We start from the raw sequence: 25,618 nt of genomic DNA, 5'->3' as shown, positions 1-25,618 counted from the left end.
TGTCGGGGTACTCCCCGTTGTCGGCGTCGGCCGGGAGCACCGGCAGTTCCTCCCCTGCAAGGGGCGTGCCGTGCCGGCAGCCGTGCCTCCCGTCGGGAGCGGTCCAGGGAATGACAGGGCACGCCTCGATCCAGCCCCGGTCGACGATGGGCGGCAGGGCGGCCGCCGGCTCCGCGGCAGGTGCGGGAAACCAGCGGCTCGTCCAGTCACCTCGTACACCGGGCAGGATGTCGACTCCAACGCGTTGGTCATGAAGGCGCGCTCTGCGACGGAATGACGGTCGGGAGGATTCACCGCGGGATCGTCGCATGCGCGGTGAACCCTCCCGGCCGGTGCATCTCCCGGCCATGGCGTCCCGGAGCGGGGCGGGCGACTGCACGGCCCCTGAGTCCCTGGCGATCACTCTCACAGGGTCCAAGGGCTGTGCCGTCATCCCTGGCGGGACAGCCCTTGGTCGATCACCATCAGGAGGTCACCCGCCTCGACCTGTTGAACGGAGTTGATGGCCAGACGGTGCACCGCTCCGGCGACCGGAGCGGTGATGGCGGCCTCCATCTTCATCGCCTCGATCGTCGCGATGGTCGCGCCCGCCTCGACGCGGTCTCCGGCCGCGACCGACAGCGTCACCACCCCGGCGAACGGCGCGGCAACATGTTTCGGGTCGGACTTGTCGGCCTTCTCCGCGGCCGGCAGTTCCGAAGCCACCGAGCGGTCGCGCACCTGGATGGGCCGGAGCTGCCCGTTGAGCGTGGCCATCACGGTGCGCATACCGCGCTCATCCGCTTCGCCGATCGCCTCCAGTGCGATGAGCAGCCGCACCCCGGGCTCGAGGTCCACCTCATGCTCCTCGCCCGGCCGCAGGCCGTAGAAGAAGTCCGTGCTCGGCAGGACTCCGGTGTCTCCGTAGGCCTCGCGGTGCGCCTCGAACTCCTTCGCCGGTCCGGGGAACAGCAGCCGGTTGAGGGTGGCGCGCCGGTCCTTTTCCAGTCCGTCGCGGTCCCCGGCGGACAGTTCGGCGACCGGCCTGGGCGCGGCGCGGCCCTTGAGGGCCTTGCTGCGGAACGGCTCCGGCCAGCCGCCGGGCGGGTCGCCCAACTCGCCGCGCAGAAACCCGATCACGGAGTCCGGGATGTCGTACGCGCCGGGCTCGGCCGCGAACCGCTCGGGTGGGACGCCGGCGCCGACGAGGTGCAGGGCGAGGTCGCCGACCACCTTGGACGACGGTGTGACCTTGATCAGGCGGCCGAGAATACGGTCGGCCGCGGCGTACATCGCCTCGATGTCCTCGAAGCGGTCGCCGAGGCCCAACTCCCTTGCCTGGACGCGCAGGTTGGACAGCTGGCCGCCGGGGATCCCGTGGTCGTACACACGCCCGGTGGGCGAGGCCGGGCCGGCCTCGAACGGCGCGTAGATCCTGCGCACGATCTCCCAGTACGGTTCGAGGTCGCCGACCGCCCGCAGGCTCAGCCCGGTCGGCCGCTCGGAGTGGTCGGTGGCCGCGACGATCGCCGACAGCGAGGGCTGCGAGGTGGTGCCCGCCATCGAGGCCACCGCTCCGTCCACGGCGTCGGCGCCCGCGTTGATCGCGGCCAGGTAGGTGGCCAGCTGACCGCCGGCCGTGTCGTGGGTGTGGAGGTGGACGGGCAGCTCGAACTCCCTGCGCAGCGCGGTCACCAGTTTCGCGGCGGCGGGTGCCCGGAGCAGCCCGGCCATGTCCTTGATCGCCAGGACGTGCGCGCCGGCCTCGACGATCTGCTCGGCGAGCCGGAGGTAGTAGTCGAGGGTGTAGAGATTCTCGGCCGGGTCGGACAGGTCCGAGGTGTAGCACAGGGCCACCTCGGCGACGGCCGATCCGGTCTCGCGTACGGCGTCGATCGCCGGCCGCATCCGGGCGACGTCATTGAGCGCGTCGAAGACGCGGAAGATGTCGATACCGGTCCGGGTGGCCTCCTCGACGAAGGCAGTGGTGACCTCCGTGGGGTACGGGGTGTAGCCGACCGTATTGCGGCCGCGCAGCAGCATCTGCAGGCAGATGTTGGGCACCGCCTCACGCAGGCGGGCAAGGCGGTCCCATGGGTCCTCGGACAGGAAGCGCAGGGCTACGTCGTAGGTGGCGCCGCCCCAGCACTCCAGCGAAAGCAGTTGCGGCAGCGTCTGAGCCACGGCCGGGGCAACGGCCAGCAGATCCTTCGTCCGCACCCGGGTGGCCAGCAGGGACTGGTGGGCGTCCCGGAAGGTGGTGTCGGTGACGGCCACCGCGGGTGATTCCCGCAGCCGCCGCGCGAAGCCCTCCGGCCCCAGCTCGGTCAGCTGCTGCTTCGACCCGGCGGGCGGTACGCCGTTCGCGATGTCCGGCAGTTTGGTCGTGGGGGCGATCAGGTGCGGGCGCTCGCCGTGCGGCTTGTTGACCGTGACGTCGGCGAGGTAGGTGAGCAGGCGGGTGCCGCGGTCGGCGGAGTGGCGCGCGGTCAGCAGATGCGGGCGCTCCTCGATGAACGACGTGGTGACCCGGCCCTCCTGGAAGTCCGGGTCGTCGAGGACCGCCTGCAGGAACGGAATGTTGGTGGCCACGCCGCGGATGCGGAACTCGGCCACCGCACGCCGGGCGCGTCGCACCGCGGTGGCGAAGTCGCGTCCCCGACAGGTCAGTTTCACCAGCATGGAGTCGAAGTGGGCGCTGATCTCCGAGCCGACGAAGGCGGTGCCGCCGTCCAGCCGGATGCCGGAGCCGCCCGGCGAGCGGTACGCGCTGATGGTGCCGGTGTCCGGCCGGAACCCGTTGGCCGGGTCCTCGCTGGTGATCCGGCACTGCAGTGCGGCACCCCGCAGGTGGATCCTGTCCTGCGCGAGACCGAGGTCGGCCAGGGTCTCGCCGGAGGCGATACGCAGTTGGGCCTGGACCAGGTCGACGTCGGTGACCTCCTCGGTCACCGTGTGCTCGACCTGGATGCGCGGGTTCATCTCGATGAAGACGTGGTTGCCGTCCCGGTCGAGCAGGAACTCGACGGTGCCGGCGTTGCGGTAGCCGATGCTGCGCGCGAAGGCGACCGCGTCGGCGCAGATGCGGTCCCGGATCGCAGGGGCGAGGTTGGGCGCCGGGGCCAGTTCGACGACCTTCTGATGGCGTCGCTGCACCGAGCAGTCCCGCTCGAACAGGTGGATGACGTCGCCCTGTCCGTCGGCGAGGATCTGCACCTCGATGTGGCGGGGGTCGACGACGGCCTTCTCCAGGAACACCGTGGCGTCGCCGAAGGCGGACTCGGCCTCGCGGGACGCCGCCTCGATGGCCTCGCGCAGGTGCGCGGGGTCGTCCACTCGCCGCATTCCGCGCCCGCCGCCTCCGGCGACCGCCTTGACGAACAACGGGAAGCCGATCGCCTCCGCGGCCGCCGTCAGCTCGTCCACGTCGGTCGACGGCTGCGACGACCCCAGGACCGGCACGCCCGCCGCACGGGCCGCGGCGACCGCGCGCGCCTTGTTGCCGGTCAGCTCCAGCACGCCGACGCCGGGACCGATGAACGTGATCCCGGCGTCCTCGCAGGCCCGGGCCAGATCCGGGTTCTCGGACAGGAAGCCGTACCCGGGGTACACGGCGTCCGCCCCGGCCCTGCGCGCCGCGTCGACGATCTCCTCGACCGACAGGTAGGCGCGCACCGGGTGCCCCCTCCGGCCGATCTCGTAGGCCTCGTCGGCCTTGAGACGATGCAACGAGCCGCGGTCCTCGTGCGGGAACACCGCCGCCGTTCCCGCGCCCAGTTCGTAGGCGGCGCGGAACGCGCGGACGGCGATCTCACCACGGTTCGCGACAAGTACCTTCCGGAACATGCACAGTCCCTTCCTGACGTTCGCGACGTGCGCGCCCGACGGGCGCCCTCGTGACTGATGCCCTGTCTACACCCGCACAAGTGCGGCTCGGGCCCAATCACCACCGGCAGGTCGCTCATCCGCAGGTTCGCGAAGGTCTTCATCGATCGGTCGGGCAAGCCTCGGCTCGGTGTGCGCGGTGCTGATCAGCCACGTCGAGCGACCTGCCGCCTGTGGACCGGGCGGCTCAGGTCACGGGAAGGGCGATTCGCCACGTCGACGACCCGGTCAGCCCGCGAACTGGGCCATCCACACCTCGACCTCGTCCGCGGCGCGCGGCAGGCCGGCCGACAGGTTCACGTGGCCGCCGTCGGTGACGAGCAGGTCGTCCTCGATCCGGACGCCGATGCCGCGCCATTCCTCGGGCACGGTCAGATCGTCCGCCTGGAAGTACAGGCCCGGCTCGACGGTGAGTACCATGCCCGGCTCCAGCACGCCGTCGACGTACTCCTCGTTGCGGGCCTGCGCGCAGTCATGGACGTCCAGACCGAGCATGTGACCGGTTCCGGCCATGGTGAAGCGGCGCTGCAGGCCGAGTTCGTACGCGCGGTCGACGGGGCCGTCGATGAAGCCCCACTCGACCAGCCGCGCCGCCAGGTAGCGTTGCGACGCCTCGTGGAAGTCGCGGTACAGGGCACCCGGCTTGACCGCCGCCATGCCGGCCTCCTGGGCCTCGTACACCGCGTCGTAGATCTCGCGCTGCAGGGGCGTGAAGGTCCCGTTGATCGGAAGTGTGCGGGTGATGTCGGCCGTGTAGAGGGAGTGCGTCTCCACGCCGGCGTCGAGCAGGAGCAGATCGCCCGGGCGCACCGGTCCGTCGTTGTCCGTCCAGTGCATGATCGTGGCGTGCTCGCCCGCGGCGCAGATCGAGCCGTAGCCGACGGCGTTGCCCTCCAGACGTGCCCGGCGGAAGAAGGTTCCCTCGATCCACCGCTCGGACGACGCGACCGCCCGGGAAAGCTCCCCGATGACGTCGGTGAATCCGCGCACGGTGGAGTCCACAGCCTTGCGGATCTCGGCTGTCTCCCACGCGTCCTTCACGAGGCGTAGATCGCTGAGCGCCTCCTCCAGCGCGGCGTCGCGCTCTTCATCAGTGGTGACGGCGGCCTCAAGGGACGGGTCGATGCCACGGACGATCCGCGTCGGTGCGCCGGAGGCAGCGGCCAGGTCGCGGGCCGCCGTGCGGACGTCCCGGCAGGGCAGACCGAGCACGAGTTCCGACTCGGCGAGGGAACGGCGCCGGCCCATCCACAGCTCCGCCGTCGCGCCGGTCCAGAAGTCGTCGTTGTCCCTGCTGTCCCGCGGCAGCTGGTAGCAGTACGCGTCGTGGCCACCGTCCGCGCGGGGTTCGAGCACGAGAGCGCCGTCACGAGCCTGGTCCCCGGTCATGTGCACATAGCCGGAGTACGGCCGGAACGGGTAGCTGTCGTCGTTCGAGCGGGCCTTGAGGTTCCCCGAGGGGATCACCAGGCGTTCGCCGGGGAAACGCGCGGAGAGCGTGGCGCGGCGGCGGGCCGCGTACGGAGACTGCTCGCTGAGCTGCAGACCGTGCCGCTCGGTGTCCGCCCACCCCGTCCGCATCAGGGCGGACAGCTCCTCGGAGATCCCTTGGTAGAGACCGTTCTTTCGACCTTTCGCCACTTCATACACCTTCTTCTGGGTGGGTTCCTCAGGGGCGAGGGGCAGAGAGGCGCGTACGGACAGACCGAACTCCCTCCTGGTGCAGCCCCAGGCGCCCTCGCTGCCACCGATCACCGGCGGCTCCCGGACGGTACCCCGCACCGCGCTCACCGGGTGCCGAAGACTGCCACTGGCACAGATCGGCCACCGGACATCCGGGCCGCCCGCGCGGACCGAACGGGAGCCGTCGATAATGCGGCACATGGCGAACGCAAAGCTCAGCGAGGCTCTTCGGCTTCTGGGGATCGATCACGAGGCAGGCCGGGTCTATATGGCTCTGCTGGAGCTGGCGCCCGCTCCGCTGAGCGCGATCGGGGCCGCGGCCGCTTTGGACGGCGCGGAACTCGCCGCGGCGTACGGCGAACTGGTCGACGCAGGCCTGGCGAGTGCCGCCGTGGAGGGCCGGGACGTGGTGGCCCCGGTTCCGCCCGCCGCAGGGCTGGAGATCCTCGGCCGGCACCGGGCGGCCGAGCTCGACGAGTCGCGCATCACCGTCGGGGGCGCGTTCGAGTCGTTCCGGCGGCAGCGGCTCGCCGCGTACAACGACGATCTCGTCGAAGTCGTCACCGGGGAAGCCATCGGTCCCAGGATGCGCCATGCCTGGGCCAGTGCCCGCGAGCAGATCCGGCAGTTCGACTCACCGCCGTACTTCCCCCTCCCCGGCGCCACCGACGATGCGCTGGCCACCCTCGCCCGTGGTGTGACGCAGCGTGTCGTGTACTCGCGGGAGTCGCTGGAGCATCCGGGCCAGCTGGAGGCGGTCATCGAACCGTGCATCAAGGCCGGTGAACAGGCCAGAGTGCTGCCGTCGGTGCCGGTCAAGCTCGTGATCATCGACGAGGCGTACGCGCTCGTGTCGTTGTCGATCAAGGAGGCCGATGTGCACAACACCATGCTGGTCGTGCAGCCGTGCGGGCTGCTCTCCGCGCTCGTGGCACTGTTCGAGCAGGCATGGCAGAACGCGCTGCCCTTCCACGGCCGCACCGCCCGGCCCGCCGGCCTGCTGCCCGCCGACCGCCGCCTGCTGTGGCTCCTTGCCGGCGGTGCGAGCGACGAGGTCATCGCCCGGGAGATCGGAATCAGCCGCCGCACACTGTTCCGCCGGGTGCAGATCCTGATGGCCCGGCTGGGTGCCACGAGCCGGTTCCAGATGGCTCTGCAGGCGCAACGTTGCGGATGGCTGTGACTGGAACATGCCCGTCCGCCCCGGCAGGGACGACGCGTCGCCCCTGACCGGTCACGCTGCTCGTCGGTGGTGGTTCGGCGTCGTGCCGAAGCGCGCTGGTAGACCTCAAGTCGATCACGACTCAAGCCGGGTCGGCACGCATAGGGGCAAGGGGACCGCCTGATGAAGGCGATCACCTCCCTGACGGTGACGATGCACCGCTTCGAACGGGTGGCCCTGGGCGACCAGGACATCCTGGAGCGTTCCGCGGTGGAGCACGAGCGGATCGCCGAGTGCCTCCAGCGCGGCGACCTCGACGCGGCGGTCGCGGCACTCAAGGAGAACTGGAACAGCGGAACGCACCGGATCCTGGAACACCTCACGGACCGACCCCGTGCGGCGGGTCCCTGGTGAAGCCGTGGTGCGGGTCGGGCCCCGGGCTTGACCCGCACCGTCCCTTCGGGGTCCGATCACCGTGGATCGGACGTGAGGAGCCGCTGTCCCGGCGGCGCCAACGCGTCCCGGCCGGCCCATCCGTGGACCCGACGCGCGACCCAGGGACTGTGACCGCATGACTTTGCAGATCAGCGCCACCAACCCCGAACACCCGGCCCTGCTCCTCGAACTCCCCTGGCACATCCCCCTGGAGGAGTGGCCGGACGAATACCTGGTGCCACTCCCCCGGGGCATCTCGCGGCACGTCGTCCGCTATGCGCGCGCCGGCAGCGAGGTCGTGGCCGTGAAGGAACTCGCCGAACGGCCCGCGCTGCGCGAGTACGAACTCCTGCGCACCCTCGACCGTCTCGCGATACCCGCGGTCGACCCCTTGGCCGTGGTCACCGGACGCGGCGACGCCGACGGCACACCCCTCGAACCCGTCCTCATCACCCGCCACCTGGGCGGTTCGCTGCCCTACCGGTCGATGTTCGAAACGACGATGCGTCCCGGCACCGTGCACCGCCTCATGGACGCCCTCGCCGTCCTCCTCGTACGGCTGCATCTGGCGGGGTTCGCCTGGGGGGACTGCTCGCTGTCCAACACCCTGTTCCGGAGGGACGCGGGAGCGTACGCCGCCTACCTCGTGGACGCCGAGACCGGGGAGACGCACACCCGGCTCAGCGATGGGCAGCGCGCGTACGACATCGAGCTCGCCCGGGTCAACATCAGCGGCGAGATGCTCGACCTGGAGGCGGCCGGCGCACTGCATCCGTCCATCGACCCGATCACGTTCGGCACGGAGATCGGGGAGCGCTACGAGGCGCTGTGGACGGAACTGACGCGCACCTCCGTCTATCCGGCGGGCAAGCACCATTACATGGAGCGCCGCATCCGCCGCCTCAACGATCTGGGCTTCGACGTAGCGGAGATGCAGATCTCGCACTCGGACCACGGGGACACGGTCAGGTTCGTGCCGAAGGTCGTGGACGCGGGGCACCACCAGCGCCAACTCCTGCGCCTCACCGGCATGGACGCCGAGGAGAACCAGGCGAGACGGCTCCTGAACGACCTGGAGAGCTGGATGGCCACCCAGGACGACTACGCTCCGAGCGATCCATCCCCAGGTCCTCGACTGCGTTCGAACAGGGGAGACCCCATCGGCACCCGGGCCGAAGTGCTCGCCCACCGCTGGGTCCGCGCCGTGTTCCGGCCCACCGTGCGCGCGGTACGCGACCGCGTGCCGGACCGCATGGACGCGGCCGAGCTCTACCACGAACTCCTCGAACACCGCTGGTACCTGTCCGAGCGGGCCCAGCACGACATCGGGCTCGACGCAGCGGTCGAGGACTACATCAAGAACATCGCCGACCGGCCGCGCCCCTTCGACTCGCCGTCCGCGAACTGACACGGCCTCCTCCCTGCGGAAGCCGCCCAACGGCGGGCGGCTCGCACGGGAGGCCAGGCGACATGACCCTTTACCCAGCGCCCGGTACCAACGGCTCCGTCGTCTCCTACCAGGGCCGCTGGGCCCACGTCATCGGTGGGGAGTACGTGCCGCCGGCGCCGGGCCAGTGCTTCGAGAACCCGAGTCCGGTCCACAGTCGGCCTCGGCCCCCGGCGGGTCGGCCTTCAACCAAGCGATGTACACACCGGGTTCGGGACTCACCGCGGCGGCCTGCACCAAGACCGTCACGGCTGCCGCCGCACGGCAGAACGCCCCCTCCGCCGCCTGGCCGCGATCGCCGATGCGCAGAGGCCGGCGTGCTGTGCGGGAGTGCTCTGCAATGCCCGCTCGGCGAGTTCGACGGCCCTGTCCGCGTCGCTCTCCTCGCCGAGGAGGCGGTAACGGCTGTACAAGACGCTGCTCAGGTCCAGCAGGTGGATGCCCAGGTCCAGGTCCCTGGGGCCAGCGCCTGCCACGGCGCGCAAGCACGCCGCATGGGCTTCTGCGAGATTCTGCAGTCCGCCGAGTTCCGCCGAGAACAGCTCTGGCCCCTCAGCGTTCCGCATCTGCTCCCATTGGAGCCGCGCCGCATCGGCGCGCAGCTCGCTGACGCCGAAAGGCGTGATGTCGTCCCGCAGGCGGAACTGCCGGTCCATCAGTGCCTGACCGAGGCTCGCTTCGCAGGGCGCCCGTCTCGGATGGTCGGGCCCCAGCCCGTCCAGCGCCAGGCGGAAGGCGTCGATGGCCTCGTCGAGGACCCGCGGCTCGTGGGTGTGCGCTTAGGTGGCACACAGCACCCGCCCCCATGTGTACAGCCGCCCGGAGCGCCGTGGATCCCCGGTCCCTGCCTCCTTGACGGATTCCTCGCCAGAGTAGACGGCGTGGTCCAGGTCTTGCTGGCTGCCGGTCTCCTGGAAGCGGCTGAGCAGAACGGAGCTGGGGTCGGACAGAGCGTCGAGCCGGACGCTGGGAAAGGGACTCCTGTCGGCCGCCTGGGTCAGCAGCTCGACCGCCTGCCCGAGCTGGTGCGGGTCGCGGGTGAGCGCAAAAAGGGGCATACGCAGCGCCAGACTCAGATTGGACATGTCTCCGGGCCAGAATCTGTGCTCCTGCGGGTAGGCCTCGACCGTCCCGCCGAACAGCTCGATCGCTTCGTCCAACTCTGTCCGGCCCTCTGTGACCTGGCCCTCCTTGAGCAGCCGGATCGCCAGGCGACCCCAGTGCTCGGGACCGAGGAAGCTGGCCCTGGTCTGGCCCCGTCTCTGGCTGCTCCTTCCGGAGACGGTGCGGCCCGTGATCAGCGACGCGTCCAGCCGGTACCAGCGCTCGGCGGAGACCCGAGCGTGGGGGCTGCTGACGGTGGCGCTGGGTGCGGTCTGGTGGCCGGCTCTCCCCGTGGGGCTGGCCATGATACTGATCGGCTGCCGTAGGGGCCGGGCGGCGGGTGCGGCCCTGGCGGACCTGGCCGAGGCTGCCGTCGACACGCAGCAGCGTCAGCTCGCCGAGGCCCTGGGGATCGAGCTCCCACACGGCCGCGTCACGCCCGCGGAGGGATTGCGAATCAACGACGTTCTCAACAAGCGCGCGTGACCTCAGCTGAAACCTGTGCGAGGACGCGAGACTCCGCCTCCGCGCTCACCCGTGGCGATGCTGGGGAGCTCAGTCATGAGGCGGGGCGCCACGGCCCGGGGGGCAGCAGCGGGATCGCCGCCTACTTCGAGCAGGAGTTTCTGGCCGAGGGTGGGAAGAGGTCCGCGACCGGGTCGACGCCCACTGGCGGTCCACCATGCGCCTGGCCGGCCGTGAGGCCCTGCATCGCAGCGCGGTCAGCCTCACCCGCGACACCATACCCACCATGCGTGAGTTTCTGCTGGACCTGAAGATTCCCCGAACGTACCTGTTGCCCCGGCCGACGGCTCGCTCGCCGCATGCTGGGCACACCGAGACCGTGCGCGAATTGTTGGCGCACGGCGCCGATCCGAACCCCAGCGGAGATCACGGCATAGGAAGACCGCATCTCCTCGCCGTCTATCGAGATCACCAGTGCACGCGGCTCCGCCACCGTACTGTGCTGCGCACCGCCGCGGGTCCCGTGCCGGACACCGCGCGGCGGGTCGCACATCGCCCATCTCAACCCGGGCCGACGATCCGCGGCGGTCAGCTTCGGCGTACACATGACCCGTGAATTCATTTCTCTCGCGAGCGAGATACTGTGTTTCCAAGGTCGGACGTCGGCGCGCACGCCGCATGCCCGGACGCATCGCACGCATGGAGGACTGCCGTGACCCTGCCCGCTCCATCACCGCCCCTCCCGCCACCGACAGCTCTTCCGCGGCGGCACCGCTCTCCCGGCCACCTTGCGGTCGAGTGGTTGACCAGCACGGATCACAAGCGGATCGGGACGCTCTATCTGGTCACCTCGTTCACGTTCTTCTGCCTCGGTGGCCTCATGGCACTGCTGATGCGCGCCGAACTGGCCCGTCCGGGCACGCAGATCATGTCGAACGAGCAGTTCAACCAGGCTTTCACGATGCACGGCACCGTCATGCTGTTCATGTTCGCGACGCCGGTCTTCTCCGGCTTCGCGAACTGGATCATGCCTCTGCAGATCGGCGCACCCGACGTGGCGTTCCCCCGGCTGAACATGCTGGCCTACTGGCTGTACCTGTTCGGCTCGCTGATCGCCGTCGGTGGCTTTCTCACCCCGCAGGGCGCAGCGAGCTTCGGTTGGTTCGCCTACAGCCCGCTCTCGGACGCGGTCCACTCGCCGGGCGCCGGCGGCGACATGTGGATCATGGGGCTGGCGCTCCAGGGCTTCGGTACCATCCTGGGCGCCGTCAACTTCATCACGACCATCGTCTGCATGCGGGCACCCGGCATGACCATGTTCCGCATGCCCATCTTCACCTGGAACGTCTTGCTGACCAGCGTGCTGGTCCTGCTGGCGTTCCCGGTCCTGGCCGCCGCACTGTTGGCGCTGGAGTTCGACCGGAAGTTCGGCGCCCACATCTTCGACCCTGTCAACGGCGGCGCTCTGCTGTGGCAGCACCTCTTCTGGTTCTTCGGCCATCCCGAGGTGTACATCCTCACCCTGCCGTTCTTCGGCATCATCAGTGAGGTCGTCCCGGTCTTCTCCCGCAAGCCCATATTCGGCTACATGGGCCTGATCAGCGCGACCATCGCGATCGCCGGCCTCTCGGTGACGGTGTGGGCGCACCACATGTACGCCACCGGCGGGGTGCTGCTGCCGTTCTTCTCCTTCATGACGATGCTGATCGCCGTCCCGACCGGTGTGAAGTTCTTCAACTGGATCGGCACCATGTGGAAGGGCTCGCTCAGCTTCGAGACTCCGATGCTGTGGGCGACCGGTTTCATGATCACCTTCCTGTTCGGCGGGCTGACCGGCGTGATCCTGGCGTCGCCGCCGCTCGACTTCCACGTAACGGACTCGTACTTCGTGGTGGCGCACTTCCACTACGTCGTGTTCGGCACCGTGGTGTTCGCGATGTTCTCCGGCTTCCACTTCTGGTGGCCGAAGTTCACCGGCAGGATGCTCGACGAACGCCTCGGCAAGATAACCTTCTGGACCCTGTTCATCGGCTTCCACAGCACCTTCCTGGTCCAGCACTGGCTGGGCGCCGAGGGCATGCCGCGCCGGTACGCGGACTACCTCGCGGCCGACGGCTTCACCACCCTGAACACCATCTCGACCATCGGATCGTTCCTGCTCGGCCTGTCGATCCTGCCGTTCTTCTACAACATCTGGAAGACAGCCAAGTACGGCAAGCCGGTCGGCGTCAACGATCCTTGGGGCTGGGGCCGTTCGCTCGAGTGGGCGACCTCCTGCCCGCCGCCGCGGCACAACTTCCTCACCCTGCCGCGCATCCGCAGCGAGTCGCCCGCCTTCGACCTTCACCACCCCGGCATCGCCGTCGGCGAGGACTCCGGGGACAGCCCGATCGCCTCCCGCGACCAGGGTTGATCCGCACCGACCGCCGCCTTCATCACGTACTCAGGAGTTGTCCATGGACGCCAGTTACGAAGCGGCCCTCGGGTTGCATCAGATCGAGGGCTTTCTTCACCAGGAGGCCAACCGTCGCGAGGCACACCGCAGGGCCCGGGACTTCGCCTGGGAGCTGCCCGGCCTCACCACCGATCAGCGACTCGTGATCGAGGAGGCCTACGCGCGGAAGGAGGTGGAGAACGCGCGCCGAGTCTCCCAGTACATCGCGGACCGCATCAGCCAGGTCGAGGCTCAGCACGAGGCCCGTCACCGCCGATTTGCCCGGGGCGCGGCTGTCGCCATGGGTGTTGTCACGATGGGGCTGATCGGCCTCTGCATCGCCGTGATCCTGGGGACGGCAGTCGGCGCTGCCTGACCCCGCGCGACCGAGGTCAGCGGGCGTCCTGCTCGAGGGAGGCGAGTATTTTGCGCAGTGCGTCCGCCACCACGGCGCGTTCCTCCGGCTCGAGAACGGAAAGAACGTCACGTTCCAGGCTGAAATGCTGTTCCACCAAGCGGTCGAAACTCGCTCGCCCCTCTTCCGTCAGGCCCACCAGCGTGCTTCTGCCGTCGACAGGAGAGGCCCCCCGGGCGATCCATCCCTCCCGTTCCAGCCGGTTGAGCCGCCCGGTCAGTCCGGCCGATGACACCACCAGCGCCTGGCGCAACTGGCCGGGCGTCAGAGCATAGGGAGGGCCGCTGCGGCGTAGCGCCTGCAACAGATCGAAGTCGCCCACGTTCGCGAGGGGCATGCCGGCCGAGCGACGCAGCCGGGTCGCGAACAGCTCGTCCAGAAGCCGAGCCGCACGCAACAGACGCGCCACCACCGCACTGGACGACACGTTGAGATCGGGCCACTCGTTCCGCCACTCGGCCAGCATCGTGTCCACGCTGTCGGCGCCGCCTGCGGCCTTGGTGTCGTCATCCTCGTCCATTGCGGGACCAGGATAGCGGCACGGTCGCCGAGGGCCGTCGCACGCGGGAAAGGCACCTCATGCAGTTGAGCCGAACCGCTCGGCGCCGCTGGAGCTTACGTGCGTCGTCTTCTCACGCTTCAAAGCCGTCCGCTGCACTGCAGTGCATGCCACCCGCCCCCCTGTAGGAGGCCGTGAAACGGCTGCTCAGCCAACAGGGCGTGTGGTCCCGGACACCGTCCTCCTGATTCGACGCGGACACGCGGACCGCCCGGGCGTAGGCTTCGCTCAGCATGGATGCGGCGGGGGCGGAGCACATGACGGCTGAGTCAGCACAGAGGTGGGGATCGACCCTCGATTCGGTCGTGGTGTACGCGCAGGGCGCGGTCTGCCGACGCCTGGCCCGGGGCAGCGTGTCGCCTGACGGCCGGGTGCGGGTGACGGGACTGTCCCGCTCGTTGGACCCGGGCTCGCTGCGGGCCCGAGTCCTGGGCGCCCCCGGGGTGCGCGTCACCGAGGTCCGGCTGGAAGTCGAGGCCGAGCCGCTCGGCACGGGCACGCCCGACGAGTTGCGGCACGAGGTCGAGCGGCTGAGCGACGAGTACGCGGCGGCGCAGGGACGCCGGGACCGACAGCTGAGCCTGATCGAGGAGGTCAGCGCTCTCCACCCGGTCCCACCCGCCCGCAGTCGCGAGGACCCGCACCGCCGCACCCCGGTCGACGCGTGGCTGGAGCTCGCCGACTTCGTCGACGAGCGGCTGACGGGACTGCACAACCGCCTCGTCGAGCTGGAGGAGGCACTGCGCAACGTCGAGCACGAGCTCACCGTCGCCGCCGACAGGCTCGCCCGCGCCTCCACCGACGTGCCGTCAGCGCGGGTGGGGACCACGGTCTGCGCGGTCCTGACCCTCGACGGCACCGGTGAGGCGGAGGTGGAGCTGGCGCTGGCGCTGGAGCTGGAATACGGGGTGCCGGGCGCCGTCTGGGTGCCGACCTACCGTCTCACTTACCGTCAGGGCGACGGCAGCGGCCGTCTGGTGCTGCGCGCCGCGGTCGCCCAGCGGACCGGCGAGGACTGGACCGGCGTGCGCATCGCCTTGGCCACCGCCGATCTTCGGCGCCGCACCGACCTGCCGAGGCTCCGCTCGATCCGGATCGGACGCAGTCAGCCCGCCCCCGCGCCTTCTGGCTGGCGCGAGCCCCCGGGCGGGCTCGTCGACCTGTTCTCCGGGTACGACGCGGCAGGCCCTGGCCCAGCCACGACCGCCGCACCCGCGGCTGTCGGGGCCGGCTCCGCACCCGGTCCCGTTCCGCCATCGCCGCCTCCCCCGCCGCCGCAGAGCTACGGCGGTCCGGCGGCCGCGGTCCCGGTGCCCGGCGGCGCAGACGGCACTCCCCCGGAAGTCTTCGGCGGCGGGATGCCCGCCCTCGCGCAGCCGGCCGGATCACGACCGGGCGACAGGCCGCGTACCGGCGGCAGGTCCTTCGCGGGTGCCCCCGCCGCCATGGCGCCCGCGGCTCCTGGCCGGGCTGCGCCGCCTCCCCCTCCCGCGCCGGTAGCAGGTCCGCCGCAGCCGAGCGGCGCCGAGCTCGACTATGCCGCCCTTGTCCTGTCCGGCCCCGACGAGCAGGGCGGTCGCAGAGGCCGGCTGTTTCCCGACTCTCCCTTCGACCCGGTGGCGGCCGAGTACCGCCGCCGCGCCGAAGCGGTGGCCGCGCTGCCGTTGCCCGGACAGGCCGTACGGCCCCGCGAGTCGGCGGGTTCCTTCGACCACCGCTTCGATGCCACCGCCCGCGCCGATATTCCGTCGGACGGCACTTGGCACACCGTCACCGTCGGCGAGATCCCGGTCGGCCTGCGGACCGAGTACCTCTGCGTGCCGTCCGTGGAGCAGACCGTGTACGCGACGTTGCTGCTCTCCAACGCCACCGACCAGGCACTGTTGGCCGGCCCGGTGGAGGTCACCGTCGACGACGACTTCCTCCTGACCGCCGCACTGCCCACGCTTGCCCCCGGCGGTGTCCGCCGGATGGGGCTCGGGCCGGCCGAGGGCATCCGGGTCACCCACCGTACGAACCTGCACGAGTCGACCTCCGGCCTGCGCAACAACACCACTGTGCTCGACCACCGCGTCCACGTGGAGCTGGCCAACCGGCTCGCGAGGCCCGTGACCGTGGAAGTCCGCGAGCGGGTGCCGGTCAGTTCCGACCCGGACGTCCGGATCGAGGAACGGGCCGACTGGACGGCACCCGAGGAAGCCACGGGGCCCGATCGACATGCGTCGGGCACCCGCGTATGGCGACTGGACCTGCCCGCAGGCGCCACTGCCGCCCTCGACGGCGGCTACGAGATCCGCATCCCGACCGGCAAGGCCCTGGTCGGCGGCAATCGCAGGAGCTGACACACGCCATGTCCACGGCCCCGAAGCCGATCGCCCTCCCCGTCACCGCCGTCACGTGCCTTGAGGATCGCGCCCACATCGAACGCGCCGTCGTGCTCGACCTGGAGGCCGGGGTCCAGCGGCTGCGTCTCGGGCCGGTCAGTGCGCTGGCCGTCGACCGCACCCTCCATGCCGAGCTGACCGCCGATCACCCCGCGACCGTGCTCGACGTGCGGATCGTCCGCAGCTGGACGCCGCGCGGGCCGCTGCCGTCCACCGACGACGACTCCGCCCTGCGCCGTCGCGTACACACCCTCGAAGAGGAGCGGCTGGCCCTGGGGCAGCGACGCGACCGGCTGCATGCCCGCCTTGACCTGCTCGGCCGCCTCGCCGCCGATCTGCTGCGGGAGATCGGCGAAGGCGCCGGCTCCGGGGAGGCCGAACGGCCCCGCTGGGCACGCGAACTGGACCGGGTGGACGACGAGCGCGACGCGCACGGCGAGCAACTCCGCACCGTGGAGGCCCGGCTGACCGCCCTCGCTGTCGAACTCGGGGACGCCCAGCGGGCCATGCGTCTCTCCGAGGAGGAGCCCGCCGAGCTGGTCGGTCACATCGAGTTGACCGTGGAGGCCACGGTCGCCGGGCCGGTCGGGCTGCGCCTGAGCCACCTCACCCCGTGTGCGCTGTGGCGGCCCGCCTACCGGGCCGTGCTCGACGGGGACTCCCTGACACTGGAGACCGACGCGATGGTCTGGCAGCGCACCGGTGAGGACTGGTCGGACGTACGGCTGACATTGTCGACGGCCCGCTCGACGCTGGCCACCGATCCGCCACGGCTGGGCGAGGACCGGCTGACACTCAAGGACCGCTCCGCAGCGGAGCGCCGCACAGTCGACGTCGAGCTGCGCGAGGAGGAGATCGGGGCCCTCGGCCCGGCTCCGGTGCTCGGCCTGCCGGGCGTGGACGACGGCGGCGAGGCGCGGGTGTTGAGATCCCCCGCGCCGGTCTCGGTGCCCGGTGACGGCCGCGCCCACCGAGTGCTGCTCTCCGCATTCACCACGGCCGCGCCCAGTGAGTACGCCTGCTCACCGGAGTTGTCCCCCCTGGTCACCCAGGTGGTGCGGTTCGACAACCTGTCCAGCCACGCGCTGCTCGCCGGGCCCGTGGACCTGGTCCGCGGCAGCGGATTCAGCGGCCGCGGCACGCTGGACTTCACTGCCCCCGGCGCCCCCGTTGAGCTGGCCTTCGGCAGCTGCGACGACTACAGGGTGGTCCGGCATGCTGAGGAGTCCCGCGAGTCCGCCGGTATCACCCAGCGGACCGTGGTCACCCGCACGGTCCGGCTGCACCTGTCCCGGTTCTCCGCCCCCGGGGAGCACGGCGAGCGGGTGGTCGTCCTTCGGGAGCGGATCCCGGTCTCGGAGGTCTCGGCGGTGGACATACGCCTGCACAAGGATTCATGCTCCCCGGCGCCCGACGTGGTCGACGCCGAGGGCATCGCCCGCTGGGACGTCACCCTCCCGCCCGGCAGCCGCCGCACGGTCACCCTGGTCTACGAGCTGTCGGCGAGCGCCAAAGTCACCGGGCTCTGAGTTCGGTGGGCCGCTGCGCGCCTGCTGGTGCAGGCGTGATCTTGGCTCCCGCCCCCAGCCGGGGGCCGTCTCGCACACCCGAAGGTGCCGCGCGCCCCGGGGTCCGTGGCCTGCACGTGGCCGCCTTCGGACGGGCACCAAAGGTGCCTGGTCACAACGGGCACGGCGAGTCCGTCTTCGCCTTCGACGACAAGATCTGCCACAGCTGCCGACCGGGGTGGGTCGAACAGCCTTCCACCGGCCTGTCCGGCCTGACCTGGTTCACCACCCTCGGCTACGGAGCCCGGCTGCTCAGCGGCCTGCTGTCCCGGCACGCGACTCGGCGGTGCTGGACGGCCCGGTCGCCACCACCACGCTCACGATGGGCCGGTTGCCGCCGGCCGGAGCCTGACCGTCCCGCGTTCCGTACCGCTTTGCCGCTCGTCGAACTCCATCGCCTCCCGGGGCGCATCATGAAAGGAGGGGAGACCATCGACGAGGAGTGGCGATGAGGTTGTCGTTCCTTGATCCCCTCTACGCGGAGCCGGGCCCGTTCGCCTCCGTGTACCTGGACACCTCCCGAGACGTCGAGCATCCCGAGCGGGCGATCGCGCTGCGCTGGCGGCGGCTGCGCGAGAGTCTCTCCCGTCAGGGCTCGGACCGGGCGCTGCTGCACGTACTGGAGGAAGTGGTCGGCGCCGACACAGAGGTGCCGGGGGCGCACGGTCAGGCCATCTTCGCCGCCCACGGCACGCTCGTCCTGGACGGGGAGCTGCCCAGGCCGCCCGAGCACGACTCCGCGCGCTACAGCACCCTGCCGGACGCGATGCCCCTGGTCACCCAGCACGTTCCGGAGATCCCCTACATGGCCGTAGTCGTCCACTACAGCGGCCTTCCGACCGCCGAGACCCACGGCTGGGTAACTCTGGAGGCGGAAACCGGCACGTGGCCGGCGTCCACCGTCACCCCGGGTGAGCGGCTGCACCGCAGAGTCGCGGTGGCGACCTGGCACCGCACCTCCCTACGGCTCGGCCACCGGCTGGACGAATGTGCGCGGCGCGCCCACGCCGACGCCGTTGTCGTGGGCGGGGACGAGTGGGCGTGCAACGTACTGATCCGCCGCCTGCCGCACACCCTTCGGGACAAGGTCGTACGCGTGGGCGGCCGGACCCCCACCGACACCGGACGCGCCCTGTTGGAGCCGCAGCTCGACGGCGTCTTCCGCGGCCGCATGGCCGCGCACGACCGGGAACTCGTGGACATCTTCATCGGCCGGCGTGCCCTGGACGGAGCGATGACGGAGGGGCTGGCCGCCACCGTCGCCGCCCTCCAGCGCGGCCAGGTCGCGGCACTGCTGCTGAACCGGCCACCAGGGTCCTCGCTGCGGCTATGGACGGGCTCCCAGCCCACTCAGCTCGCCCTGACCGAGGCGGAGCTGATGTCCTTCGGCGTGCGGGCCCCGCGCGAGGAACGCGCCGACGAGGCCCTCGTCCGGGCCCTCGTCGGCACCGGTGCCGAGCTGGTCGTCGTACCGGAGAGCGCGCTGAGACTGTACGAGGGCGTGGGCGCCTTGCTGCGGTACACCGACCCGGGGACCCCGTCCTGACGCCGGCGCCCTGCGCCTCCCGGATCACGGATCGCCCCTTGCGCGCGACCGCCCCGGATCGCGCCGCGCGCGGAACGTGCCGACACTGGGCTGGAGCGGCAGCGCGGTGGATGAGCGGCGGAGGGGACACATGGACAGGAGCAGGAGCGGCGCGGAGGATACGGACGTCTCGATCACCCCGCCCAACGTCCAGCTGGTCGCCTACCCGACCGCACCCGGCTGCGCCGCCGCCTCCTGCCCGGAGACCGATGACCTGGTGCCGCTGGACAGTACGGCCGAGATCAGCAACAGGCCGACGTCGAAGGGGATCGTGGTCGGACTGGAACGCACCACGACCGGGGCCGCCTGCGCCACCGCCACGGCCCCACGGTCCGATGGCTCATGAAGGGACCCCCGAGGACCTGGTCCGAGCGGCCCTCGCCGTGGGCGTGACCGACGACCGTCTCCTGGCGGCCGTACGGAGCATCCCCCGGGCGGAATTCGTCCCCGCGGACGAGGTGGCATCCGCGTATCGGGACACGCCCGTTCCGCTCCCCCACGGGCAGGTGACCACCCAGCCCTCGCTGATCGCCATGATGGTCTCCGCTCTCGGCCTCACCGGAGACGAGCAGGTCCTGGAGGTCGGGACCGGATACGGCTGGCAGACTGCGCTGCTGGCCCGCTTGGCCGCGTACGTCGTCAGCGTCGAGCGCTGGCCCGACCTGGTCGACGAGGCCCGCCTGCGGCTGGCCGGGCAGGGCGTCGGCAATGCCGAGGTCGTACTCGGCGACGGGACCCTCGGGATGCCGACCCGTGCCCCCTACGACGCCGTCATCGTCTGTGCGGCCTTCCCGCGAGTGCCTGAGCCGCTCGTGGATCAGCTCCGCACCGGTGGCCGACTCGTCCAGCCGATCGGGCAGGGCGGGCAGGAGCGCGTCGAACTGTACGAGCGGCGGGCCCGCGGCCTGGTGCAATGCAGGACGGTCTCCGCGGCCCGGTTCGTCCGGCTGTACGGCGCCCATGGCTACGACCAGCGGTGACGCGCTCAGCGCTGATAGGTCCCAACCAGGGTGCCGGAGGCCAGCTCCCTGCCCTTCAGGGCACGGTGCACGTCCTCGGCGCCCGGGTGGTCGTGCAGCGGCAGCGGCCCGGACAGGGCGTACAGGCGGAAGAAGTAGCGGTGCGGCCCGTGCCCCGGTGGAGGCATCGGCCCTCCCCAGCCCACGCGGCCGAAGCCGTTCGGCCACGGCAGGCCCCCCAGGGGCTTCTGGCCCTCCACCGCGCCGGTGGTCCCCGGATCGATGCCGGTCACCAGCCAGTGCAGGAAGGTCGTCCCCGGCGCGTCCGGGTCCTCGCACAGGAGCACCAGCTCCGTGGCCTCGTGGGGCACTCCCGACCAGGTCAGGGGCGGTGAGATGTTCTCACCCTCCCCGCTGTACCGACGGGGGATCACGGTTCTGTCGTCGAACGCGGTGCTGCTGAGTTCAATTCCGCTCATGCGCGCCGCCATACCCGCAACGGCGGCACCGGCACCGGTCCGCACTCCCAAATCCCCCGTTCGGCCGAGCCCACCCGGGCCGCCGCCGGAAGCGGGGGTGAAGATGGCAGTGTGCCGACAAGGATCCTGCTCGAGAGCCGCCCTGGCGCGGGCAAGACGACCGCCCTCCATCGGCTGGCCGCGCTGCTGTCCACCCGCGCGGCCACCGGCTTCACCACCGAGGAGATCCGGCAATCCGGCGCCCGCGTCGGATTCGCCCTGGAGACTCTGGCAGGCCGGCGGGAGGTACTCGCCCATGTCGACCTGCCCGGTCCGCCACGGGTAGGGAAATACGGCGTCGACCTGGGCGTCGTGGAACGACTGGCGCTGCCGTCGCTTCGGCCGGCAGCGACCGAGGAGGCTACAGGGCGGCTGGTGCTCATCGACGAGCTGGGGCGGATGGAACTGGCGTGCACGGCGTTCCGGCACGCGGTCGACGCGCTGTTCGTCGCAGAGGTCGACGTCGTCGCCACGGTCCACACGCACCGCGATCCGTTCACCGACGCCCTCAAGCGGCGCGCCGACATCGAGGTCGTCCAGCTCACTCCGGCAAACCGGGACGTCCTGCCGGGGGACCTCGCGGCCCGGCTACAGCAGCCCCGGCCGCACGGAAGGCCCCCCTCTCACGGATGAGAGACCGGCCCGCCTCATGGAGGCGTACGCGGCCGTCGGCTTCGAGGATGTCCACCTCATGCCGTTCGGCCCCGACCCGCGACCGGCCGTCTCCTTTCTCGGCGAGCACGTCGTCCCTCGCCTTGACCAGCTCTGACCACGAAGGAAGAACCACCCCGTGACCGCCCCGCGCACCCTCCCGGACACCTATGGCAGATCAGCGCAGAACTCACCGGCCTCGCGGCACACTGACCACAGCGGGCCGGCGCGCACAACGCCCCTCAACTTCCGACGATCACACGCGCGCCCGTAATCCGATACGGCTCCGCTTCCCAGCGGTCACGCCTGCGCAGGGCTCAGGCCGGTCAATACGAGATTCACAGCGTCCTCGGCCCAGCCCATCCTGCCGCCTCGCCCTGCCATGTAGTCGGCGTAGAACGGGCCGAGCAGCGTCGAGACCGCAGCCTCCAGGTCAGCATCCCTGCGGACCTCGCCGCGCGTGCGGGCCTGCTCCAGAACGTGGCCGAGCAGTGCCCGCCGGGGCAGGACGGTGCGCTCGCGCAGCAGTGCGAGGAGTTCGGGGGTGTGGGCCTCCTCGGCCAGGCAGGTGCCAATCAGCGCCATGCCCCGGACCCGTTCCACCGTGGCCGCGAAGTCGCGGAGGATGGCCACCAGATCGGTTCGGGTGTCCCCGGTCTCCGGTGGGGCCTCGGCCATGCGCGCCGCTTCCAGGGCGGCGGTGAGAAGGTCCGCCTTGGTCTTCCAGCGCAGATGGATGGTGGACTTGCTCACCCCTGCGGCCTTCGCTACCTGGTCCAGGGTCATACGGGTGTACCCGTGCGAGGCGAGCAGCCGCAGCGCAGCATGCAGAATGGCCGAATCCTTCTCCGCGGAGCGCGGCCGCCCAGAGCTCCTGATCTGCTTCTCACCCATCCTGCGAGTATAAGCGGATTCGATACGGAACCGTTCGGTATGGGGCGGCGGATCGGAGTGGAGGTGGACTGAGCACCTCCGTATCTGGCGCAAGGGCTTTACACAGCTGTCTCCCCTCGCTAACTTGCAGGAAATTCCAGCAAGAACTTGCAGGAATTATCCGGCTGTTGGCGCGACGGCCTCTTCTTGGGACGCGAAGGAGACCGTGCGTATGCGTATGCGCAGAAGGTTGGCCGTGTCCGAGCCGGCGGACGCGGGGCTGATGGCCGAACTGCTGCCCGGCCCGGCGGTTGCCGCCAACACGGCCACCGTCTACTACAAGCCGCCCAGCGGATGGAGCACGGCCAACATCCACTGCTCGAGCGGCAGCGGCCCCTGGACGGACGTGCCCGGCGTGGCCATGAACGCAGCCGCCTGCACCGGCTGGGGCAAGAAAACCATCGACCTCGGATCGGCGACCGGCCCGAAAGCCGCGTTCAACAACGGTTCCGGCAGCTGGGACAACCACGGCACTCAGGATTACGCGATCGGTACAGGCCGCACCACCATCGTCGACGGCGTACTCACGTCCGACGCGGCCGACCCGTGCGCGAGCGACCCTGACCCGTCCCCCGCTGCTCCGGCGACCATGCTGGGCGGCGATCCGCGCAAGGACTCCATCTACTTCGCGATGACCGCCCGCTTCCACGACGGAGACACGTCCAACCACCGCGGTGGCAGCCAGCACGTGACGTCCGGCAATGCCGCCAACAACCCCATGTTCCGCGGTGACTTCAAGAGACTGGCCGACAACCTCGGCTACATCAAGGGCCTCGGCTTCTCCGCGATCTTGATCACCCCGGTGGTGATGAACCGCTCGGACTACGACTACCAAGGGTACGACTTCTACACGATCGACCCGCGCCTGGAGTCCGACGGTGTCTGCGCGCATACGTGCTCGACCTGCCTGGCAACCCGACCCCCGGCAAGGTCGGCACCGACGGCCCGTACCTGAAGCAGCCGACCGTGAATTCCGGGGCCCGCGCCGGGGGCGGGCCCCCGGGAACGGGCGCTCCAGACCCCATCCGCCGGGCTCGGGACGACGTTGGTCCAGGCTGACGCCGCCGATCCCCACTGCTCGACTTCGCACACCCGCCCGCACCGCGAGGAGATCACCCTTGAGACGCTTCCGCACAGCACGTTGGGCGGTCGTAGCCGTCCTACTGACCGCTGCCATCGGATTCCTGCCACCCGGTCAGCCTGCGCATGCCGCGATCGACGCCGCCACCCTCGGGGCGCGGTATGACGGCACCGCCTCGAACATCACTTTCCGGGTGCATTCCTCCAGGGCGACCCGGATGCTCGTCGCCGTCTACGACTCCGCGTCCGGAAGCCAGGAGAAGGCCAACCTGCTCCTGGCCAAGCAGTCCGGTACGGACATCTGGGCGACCACCGTCAGCGTCGCCACCCTGCGTGACGCCTACGGCATCACCGGGACGGTCTACTACGGTTACCGGGCCTGGGGGCCCAACTGGCCCTACGACGCGGCCTGGGCGAAGGGTTCGACCGCGGGCTTCGTCTCCGACGTGGATTCCGCGGGCAACCGGTTCAATCCCAACAAGCTGCTCCTCGACCCGTACGCACGGGAGGTCAGCCACGACCCCCAGCGGCCGGGCATGACCGACGGCACGATCTACGGCTCCGGCCCCGCGAACCGCGCCAAGGACGACGGGACGCAGGCACCGAAGGGTATCGTGCTCGCCGCCCCGACGGCCGGCGGCATCGGTACCAAACCCGTCCGCCCCCTCAAGGACGACATCGTCTACGAGGTGCATCTGCGCGGTCTGACGATGAACGACACCTCTGTTCCGGCCGCCGAGCGCGGTACCTACAAGGGCGCCGCGGCCAAGGCCGCGGGCCTGGCCGCGCTGGGTGTGACCGCGGTGGAGTTCCTGCCCCTGCAGGAGACGCAGAACGACACCAACGACGTCGATCCGACGACCACCGCGGGCGACAACTACTGGGGCTATGCCACGCTCAACTATTTCGCCCCGGACCGGCGGTACGCCGCCGACAAGAGTCCGGGCGGGCCGACACGTGAGTTCCGCGCGATGGTCAAGGCCTACCACGACGCCGGCATCAAGGTCTTCACGGACGTGGTCTACAACCACACCGGCGAAGGCGGCCCCTGGAACGCCTCGGACAAGAACACCTACAGCCTGCTGTCCTTCCGCGGCCTGGACAACCCGACCTACTACTCTCTGACCGCCGACCGCCAGAGCCCCTGGGACAACACGGGAGTCGGCGGCAACTACAACACGTACAACCCCGTGGCCCAGAACCTGATCGTCGACTCCCTGGCCTACTGGAAGGACACTCTCGGCGTCGACGGCTTCCGCCACGACCTGGCGACCGTCCTCGGCAACACCTGCCAGCACGGCTGCTTCCAGTACAGCAGCACCGACCCCGCCACCGCGCTGCGCCGCATCACCACCGAGATGCCGCCCCGCCCGGCCACAGGCGGCACCGGAGCGGACTGGATCGCCGAACCGTGGGCCATCGGCAACGGCACCTACCAGGTCGGCAACTTCCCTCCCGGCTGGTCGGAATGGAACGGCATCTACCGCGACACCCTGCGCCGCGACCAGAACAAGATGGGCGTCGACCAGGTGACACCCTCCCAACTCGCCACGCGCTTCGCCGGCTCCTCCGACCTGTACCAGGACGACGGGCGGCGCCCCTTCAACTCCATCAACTTCATGGTCGCGCATGACGGCTTCACCCAGAAGGACCTCTACTCCTGCAACACCAAGAACAACAGCCAAGCCTGGCCGTACGGACCTTCGGACGGCGGCTCGGACGACAACATGTCCTGGGACCAGGGTGGCGCGGCAACGGACCAGCGGAAGGCCGCCCGCAACGGCTTCGCGTTCCTCATGCTCTCGGCCGGCACGCCGATGATGTCCGGCGGTGATGAGACCCTGCGTGGTCTGCGCTGCAACAACAACCCCTACAACCTCGACTCCGCCGCCAACTGGATCGATTACAGCTGGGACACCGACGAGAGCACGTTCCGCACCTACACCCAGCGGCTGCTCGCCTTCCGCAAGGCACATCCGGCGCTGCGGCCCGCGGACTTCTACACCGCGTCCGACACCAACGGCAACGGCATGGGCCAGCTGAACTGGTTCACCCCCGCCGGCACCGCCCCCGACAGCGCCTACTGGAGCAACGCCAACAACCACGCGCTGGCCTGGCGGATCGACGGTACCGAGCTCGGCGACTCCGCCGGCGCGCTGTACGTGGCGTACAACGGCTGGTCGGGGGCGGTCGACTTCACGCTCCCCTCTCCCGGCAGCGGAAAGCAGTGGTACCGCGTCACGGACACCTCGGCCTGGGCCGAAGGAGCCAATCAGGTCGCGCAGCCCGGCTCCGAAGCCTTCATAGGCGGCAGCGGCACCATGTACAGCCTCGGTGCACGCGCCACCCTCGTACTGATCGCCAAGTAGGCG

21 protein-coding genes and 1 pseudogene are annotated in these 25,618 nt (G+C 70.4%); 15 read left to right on the top strand and 7 right to left on the bottom strand.

Going from position 1 to position 25,618, the window contains the following annotated elements; genetic code table 11:
* Positions 1-429 precede the first annotated feature (429 nt).
* Both AB0I23_RS25180 and AB0I23_RS25175 read right to left on the bottom strand, forming a co-directional pair.
* Complete coding sequence (locus AB0I23_RS25180) at positions 430-3,825, bottom strand: pyruvate carboxylase (protein ID WP_359112431.1); 3,396 nt, start codon at positions 3,823-3,825, stop codon at positions 430-432.
* 267 nt (positions 3,826-4,092) lie between these two features.
* Positions 4,093-5,505 (bottom strand): aminopeptidase P family protein, encoded by a 1,413-nt coding sequence (locus tag AB0I23_RS25175; protein WP_359112457.1) that lies wholly within the window; start codon positions 5,503-5,505, stop codon positions 4,093-4,095.
* A 241-nt stretch (positions 5,506-5,746) separates the two neighbouring features.
* Between AB0I23_RS25175 and AB0I23_RS25170 the strand changes: the two genes are divergently transcribed.
* The 3 genes from AB0I23_RS25170 to AB0I23_RS25160 all read left to right on the top strand — a co-directional run bounded on the left by AB0I23_RS25170 (position 5,747) and on the right by AB0I23_RS25160 (position 8,552).
* Entirely contained in the window at positions 5,747-6,730 is a 984-nt protein-coding gene (locus AB0I23_RS25170) for a LuxR family transcriptional regulator (protein ID WP_359112429.1), read from the top strand.
* Positions 6,731-6,892: 162 nt separating this feature from the next.
* The gene (locus tag AB0I23_RS25165) at positions 6,893-7,123 is read left to right on the top strand and encodes an FCD domain-containing protein (protein ID WP_359112427.1); all 231 of its coding nucleotides are present in this window, start codon (positions 6,893-6,895) and stop codon (positions 7,121-7,123) included.
* 157 nt (positions 7,124-7,280) lie between these two features.
* Complete coding sequence (locus AB0I23_RS25160) at positions 7,281-8,552, top strand: DUF4032 domain-containing protein (RefSeq protein WP_359112425.1); 1,272 nt, start codon at positions 7,281-7,283, stop codon at positions 8,550-8,552.
* Between the two features lie 284 nt (positions 8,553-8,836).
* Here the strand turns inward: AB0I23_RS25160 and AB0I23_RS25155 are convergent, their stop codons facing one another.
* Positions 8,837-9,247: a hypothetical protein gene (locus AB0I23_RS25155; protein ID WP_359112462.1), complete on the bottom strand. Its 411-nt coding sequence runs from the start codon at positions 9,245-9,247 to the stop codon at positions 8,837-8,839.
* A gap of 123 nt (positions 9,248-9,370) precedes the next feature.
* The gene (locus AB0I23_RS25150; RefSeq protein WP_359112460.1) at positions 9,371-10,000 is read right to left on the bottom strand and encodes a hypothetical protein; all 630 of its coding nucleotides are present in this window, start codon (positions 9,998-10,000) and stop codon (positions 9,371-9,373) included.
* On the opposite strand from AB0I23_RS25150, the gene AB0I23_RS25145 reads away from it, so the two are divergent.
* From AB0I23_RS25145 to AB0I23_RS25130, 3 genes are all read left to right on the top strand, one after another.
* On the top strand, positions 9,999-10,181 hold the full coding sequence (locus tag AB0I23_RS25145; protein WP_359112423.1) for a hypothetical protein: 183 nt from the start codon (positions 9,999-10,001) through the stop codon (positions 10,179-10,181). The two genes, AB0I23_RS25150 and AB0I23_RS25145, sit on opposite strands and share 2 nt — an antisense overlap.
* Before the next feature lie 691 nt (positions 10,182-10,872).
* Positions 10,873-12,573 (top strand): aa3-type cytochrome oxidase subunit I, encoded by a 1,701-nt coding sequence (gene ctaD / locus AB0I23_RS25135; RefSeq protein ID WP_359112421.1) that lies wholly within the window; start codon positions 10,873-10,875, stop codon positions 12,571-12,573.
* A gap of 43 nt (positions 12,574-12,616) precedes the next feature.
* The gene (locus AB0I23_RS25130) at positions 12,617-12,970 is read left to right on the top strand and encodes a hypothetical protein (RefSeq protein ID WP_359112419.1); all 354 of its coding nucleotides are present in this window, start codon (positions 12,617-12,619) and stop codon (positions 12,968-12,970) included.
* Positions 12,971-12,986: 16 nt separating this feature from the next.
* Here the strand turns inward: AB0I23_RS25130 and AB0I23_RS25125 are convergent, their stop codons facing one another.
* Positions 12,987-13,529, bottom strand: a complete 543-nt coding sequence (locus AB0I23_RS25125) for a MarR family winged helix-turn-helix transcriptional regulator (protein ID WP_359112418.1) — start codon at positions 13,527-13,529, stop codon at positions 12,987-12,989.
* Between the two features lie 296 nt (positions 13,530-13,825).
* Between AB0I23_RS25125 and AB0I23_RS25120 the strand changes: the two genes are divergently transcribed.
* From AB0I23_RS25120 to AB0I23_RS25095, 6 genes are all read left to right on the top strand, one after another.
* Complete coding sequence (locus AB0I23_RS25120) at positions 13,826-15,910, top strand: DUF4139 domain-containing protein (protein ID WP_359112416.1); 2,085 nt, start codon at positions 13,826-13,828, stop codon at positions 15,908-15,910.
* Positions 15,911-15,918: 8 nt separating this feature from the next.
* Positions 15,919-17,481 (top strand): mucoidy inhibitor MuiA family protein, encoded by a 1,563-nt coding sequence (locus AB0I23_RS25115; protein WP_359112414.1) that lies wholly within the window; start codon positions 15,919-15,921, stop codon positions 17,479-17,481.
* 143 nt (positions 17,482-17,624) lie between these two features.
* Positions 17,625-17,972: a hypothetical protein gene (locus AB0I23_RS25110; protein ID WP_359112412.1), complete on the top strand. Its 348-nt coding sequence runs from the start codon at positions 17,625-17,627 to the stop codon at positions 17,970-17,972.
* On the top strand, positions 17,969-19,066 hold the full coding sequence (locus AB0I23_RS25105) for a baeRF2 domain-containing protein (protein ID WP_359112410.1): 1,098 nt from the start codon (positions 17,969-17,971) through the stop codon (positions 19,064-19,066). The genes AB0I23_RS25110 and AB0I23_RS25105 overlap by 4 nt, the downstream gene beginning before the upstream one ends.
* Before the next feature lie 130 nt (positions 19,067-19,196).
* Positions 19,197-19,451 carry a hypothetical protein gene (locus AB0I23_RS25100; protein WP_436846993.1) on the top strand — a complete coding sequence of 85 codons (255 nt, stop codon included), beginning with the start codon at positions 19,197-19,199 and terminating at the stop codon, positions 19,449-19,451.
* Positions 19,441-20,085, top strand: a complete 645-nt coding sequence (locus AB0I23_RS25095) for a protein-L-isoaspartate(D-aspartate) O-methyltransferase (RefSeq protein ID WP_359112409.1) — start codon at positions 19,441-19,443, stop codon at positions 20,083-20,085. The genes AB0I23_RS25100 and AB0I23_RS25095 overlap by 11 nt, the downstream gene beginning before the upstream one ends.
* A gap of 5 nt (positions 20,086-20,090) precedes the next feature.
* On the opposite strand, the gene AB0I23_RS25090 is transcribed toward AB0I23_RS25095, so the two are convergent.
* Positions 20,091-20,543, bottom strand: a complete 453-nt coding sequence (locus tag AB0I23_RS25090) for a YbhB/YbcL family Raf kinase inhibitor-like protein (RefSeq protein ID WP_359112407.1) — start codon at positions 20,541-20,543, stop codon at positions 20,091-20,093.
* A gap of 111 nt (positions 20,544-20,654) precedes the next feature.
* Here AB0I23_RS25090 and AB0I23_RS25085 point away from each other — a divergent pair, with 111 nt between their 5' ends.
* Positions 20,655-21,215 carry a nucleoside-triphosphatase gene (locus AB0I23_RS25085; RefSeq protein ID WP_359112405.1) on the top strand — a complete coding sequence of 187 codons (561 nt, stop codon included), beginning with the start codon at positions 20,655-20,657 and terminating at the stop codon, positions 21,213-21,215.
* Positions 21,216-21,533: 318 nt separating this feature from the next.
* On the opposite strand, the gene AB0I23_RS25080 is transcribed toward AB0I23_RS25085, so the two are convergent.
* On the bottom strand, positions 21,534-22,127 hold the full coding sequence (locus AB0I23_RS25080; RefSeq protein WP_359112403.1) for a TetR/AcrR family transcriptional regulator: 594 nt from the start codon (positions 22,125-22,127) through the stop codon (positions 21,534-21,536).
* Positions 22,128-22,404: 277 nt separating this feature from the next.
* Between AB0I23_RS25080 and AB0I23_RS25075 the strand changes: the two are divergent.
* Together AB0I23_RS25075 and AB0I23_RS25070 are read left to right on the top strand one after the other, a co-directional pair.
* Positions 22,405-23,046 (top strand): annotated as a pseudogene (locus AB0I23_RS25075) (carbohydrate binding domain-containing protein); the annotation flags it as partial.
* Between the two features lie 238 nt (positions 23,047-23,284).
* Positions 23,285-25,615, top strand: a complete 2,331-nt coding sequence (locus AB0I23_RS25070; RefSeq protein ID WP_359112401.1) for an isoamylase — start codon at positions 23,285-23,287, stop codon at positions 25,613-25,615.
* The last annotated feature ends 3 nt before the right edge of the window (positions 25,616-25,618 follow it).

The sequence above is a fragment of the Streptomyces atratus genome (assembly GCF_040655115.1).
In the GTDB taxonomy this organism is placed as follows: Bacteria; Actinomycetota; Actinomycetes; order Streptomycetales; family Streptomycetaceae; genus Streptomyces; species Streptomyces atratus_D.
This window is presented reverse-complemented; position numbering and strand designations above follow the sequence as displayed.

What these genes read in the sequence shown, in the direction of transcription:
- AB0I23_RS25145 (WP_359112423.1), top strand. Translation starts at nt 9,999, where the DNA reads ATGATACTGATCGGCTGCCGTAGGGGCCGGGCGGCGGGTGCGGCCCTG.
- AB0I23_RS25105 (WP_359112410.1), top strand. Translation starts at nt 17,969, where the DNA reads ATGAGGTTGTCGTTCCTTGATCCCCTCTACGCGGAGCCGGGCCCGTTC.
- AB0I23_RS25170 (WP_359112429.1), top strand. Translation starts at nt 5,747, where the DNA reads ATGGCGAACGCAAAGCTCAGCGAGGCTCTTCGGCTTCTGGGGATCGAT.
- AB0I23_RS25180 (WP_359112431.1), bottom strand. Translation starts at nt 3,825, where the DNA reads ATGTTCCGGAAGGTACTTGTCGCGAACCGTGGTGAGATCGCCGTCCGC.
- AB0I23_RS25090 (WP_359112407.1), bottom strand. Translation starts at nt 20,543, where the DNA reads ATGAGCGGAATTGAACTCAGCAGCACCGCGTTCGACGACAGAACCGTG.
- AB0I23_RS25095 (WP_359112409.1), top strand. Translation starts at nt 19,441, where the DNA reads ATGGCTCATGAAGGGACCCCCGAGGACCTGGTCCGAGCGGCCCTCGCC.
- AB0I23_RS25165 (WP_359112427.1), top strand. Translation starts at nt 6,893, where the DNA reads ATGAAGGCGATCACCTCCCTGACGGTGACGATGCACCGCTTCGAACGG.
- AB0I23_RS25150 (WP_359112460.1), bottom strand. Translation starts at nt 10,000, where the DNA reads ATGGCCAGCCCCACGGGGAGAGCCGGCCACCAGACCGCACCCAGCGCC.
- AB0I23_RS25100 (WP_436846993.1), top strand. Translation starts at nt 19,197, where the DNA reads ATGGACAGGAGCAGGAGCGGCGCGGAGGATACGGACGTCTCGATCACC.
- AB0I23_RS25080 (WP_359112403.1), bottom strand. Translation starts at nt 22,127, where the DNA reads ATGGGTGAGAAGCAGATCAGGAGCTCTGGGCGGCCGCGCTCCGCGGAG.
- AB0I23_RS25155 (WP_359112462.1), bottom strand. Translation starts at nt 9,247, where the DNA reads ATGGACCGGCAGTTCCGCCTGCGGGACGACATCACGCCTTTCGGCGTC.
- AB0I23_RS25160 (WP_359112425.1), top strand. Translation starts at nt 7,281, where the DNA reads ATGACTTTGCAGATCAGCGCCACCAACCCCGAACACCCGGCCCTGCTC.
- AB0I23_RS25125 (WP_359112418.1), bottom strand. Translation starts at nt 13,529, where the DNA reads ATGGACGAGGATGACGACACCAAGGCCGCAGGCGGCGCCGACAGCGTG.
- AB0I23_RS25130 (WP_359112419.1), top strand. Translation starts at nt 12,617, where the DNA reads ATGGACGCCAGTTACGAAGCGGCCCTCGGGTTGCATCAGATCGAGGGC.
- AB0I23_RS25120 (WP_359112416.1), top strand. Translation starts at nt 13,826, where the DNA reads ATGACGGCTGAGTCAGCACAGAGGTGGGGATCGACCCTCGATTCGGTC.
- AB0I23_RS25115 (WP_359112414.1), top strand. Translation starts at nt 15,919, where the DNA reads ATGTCCACGGCCCCGAAGCCGATCGCCCTCCCCGTCACCGCCGTCACG.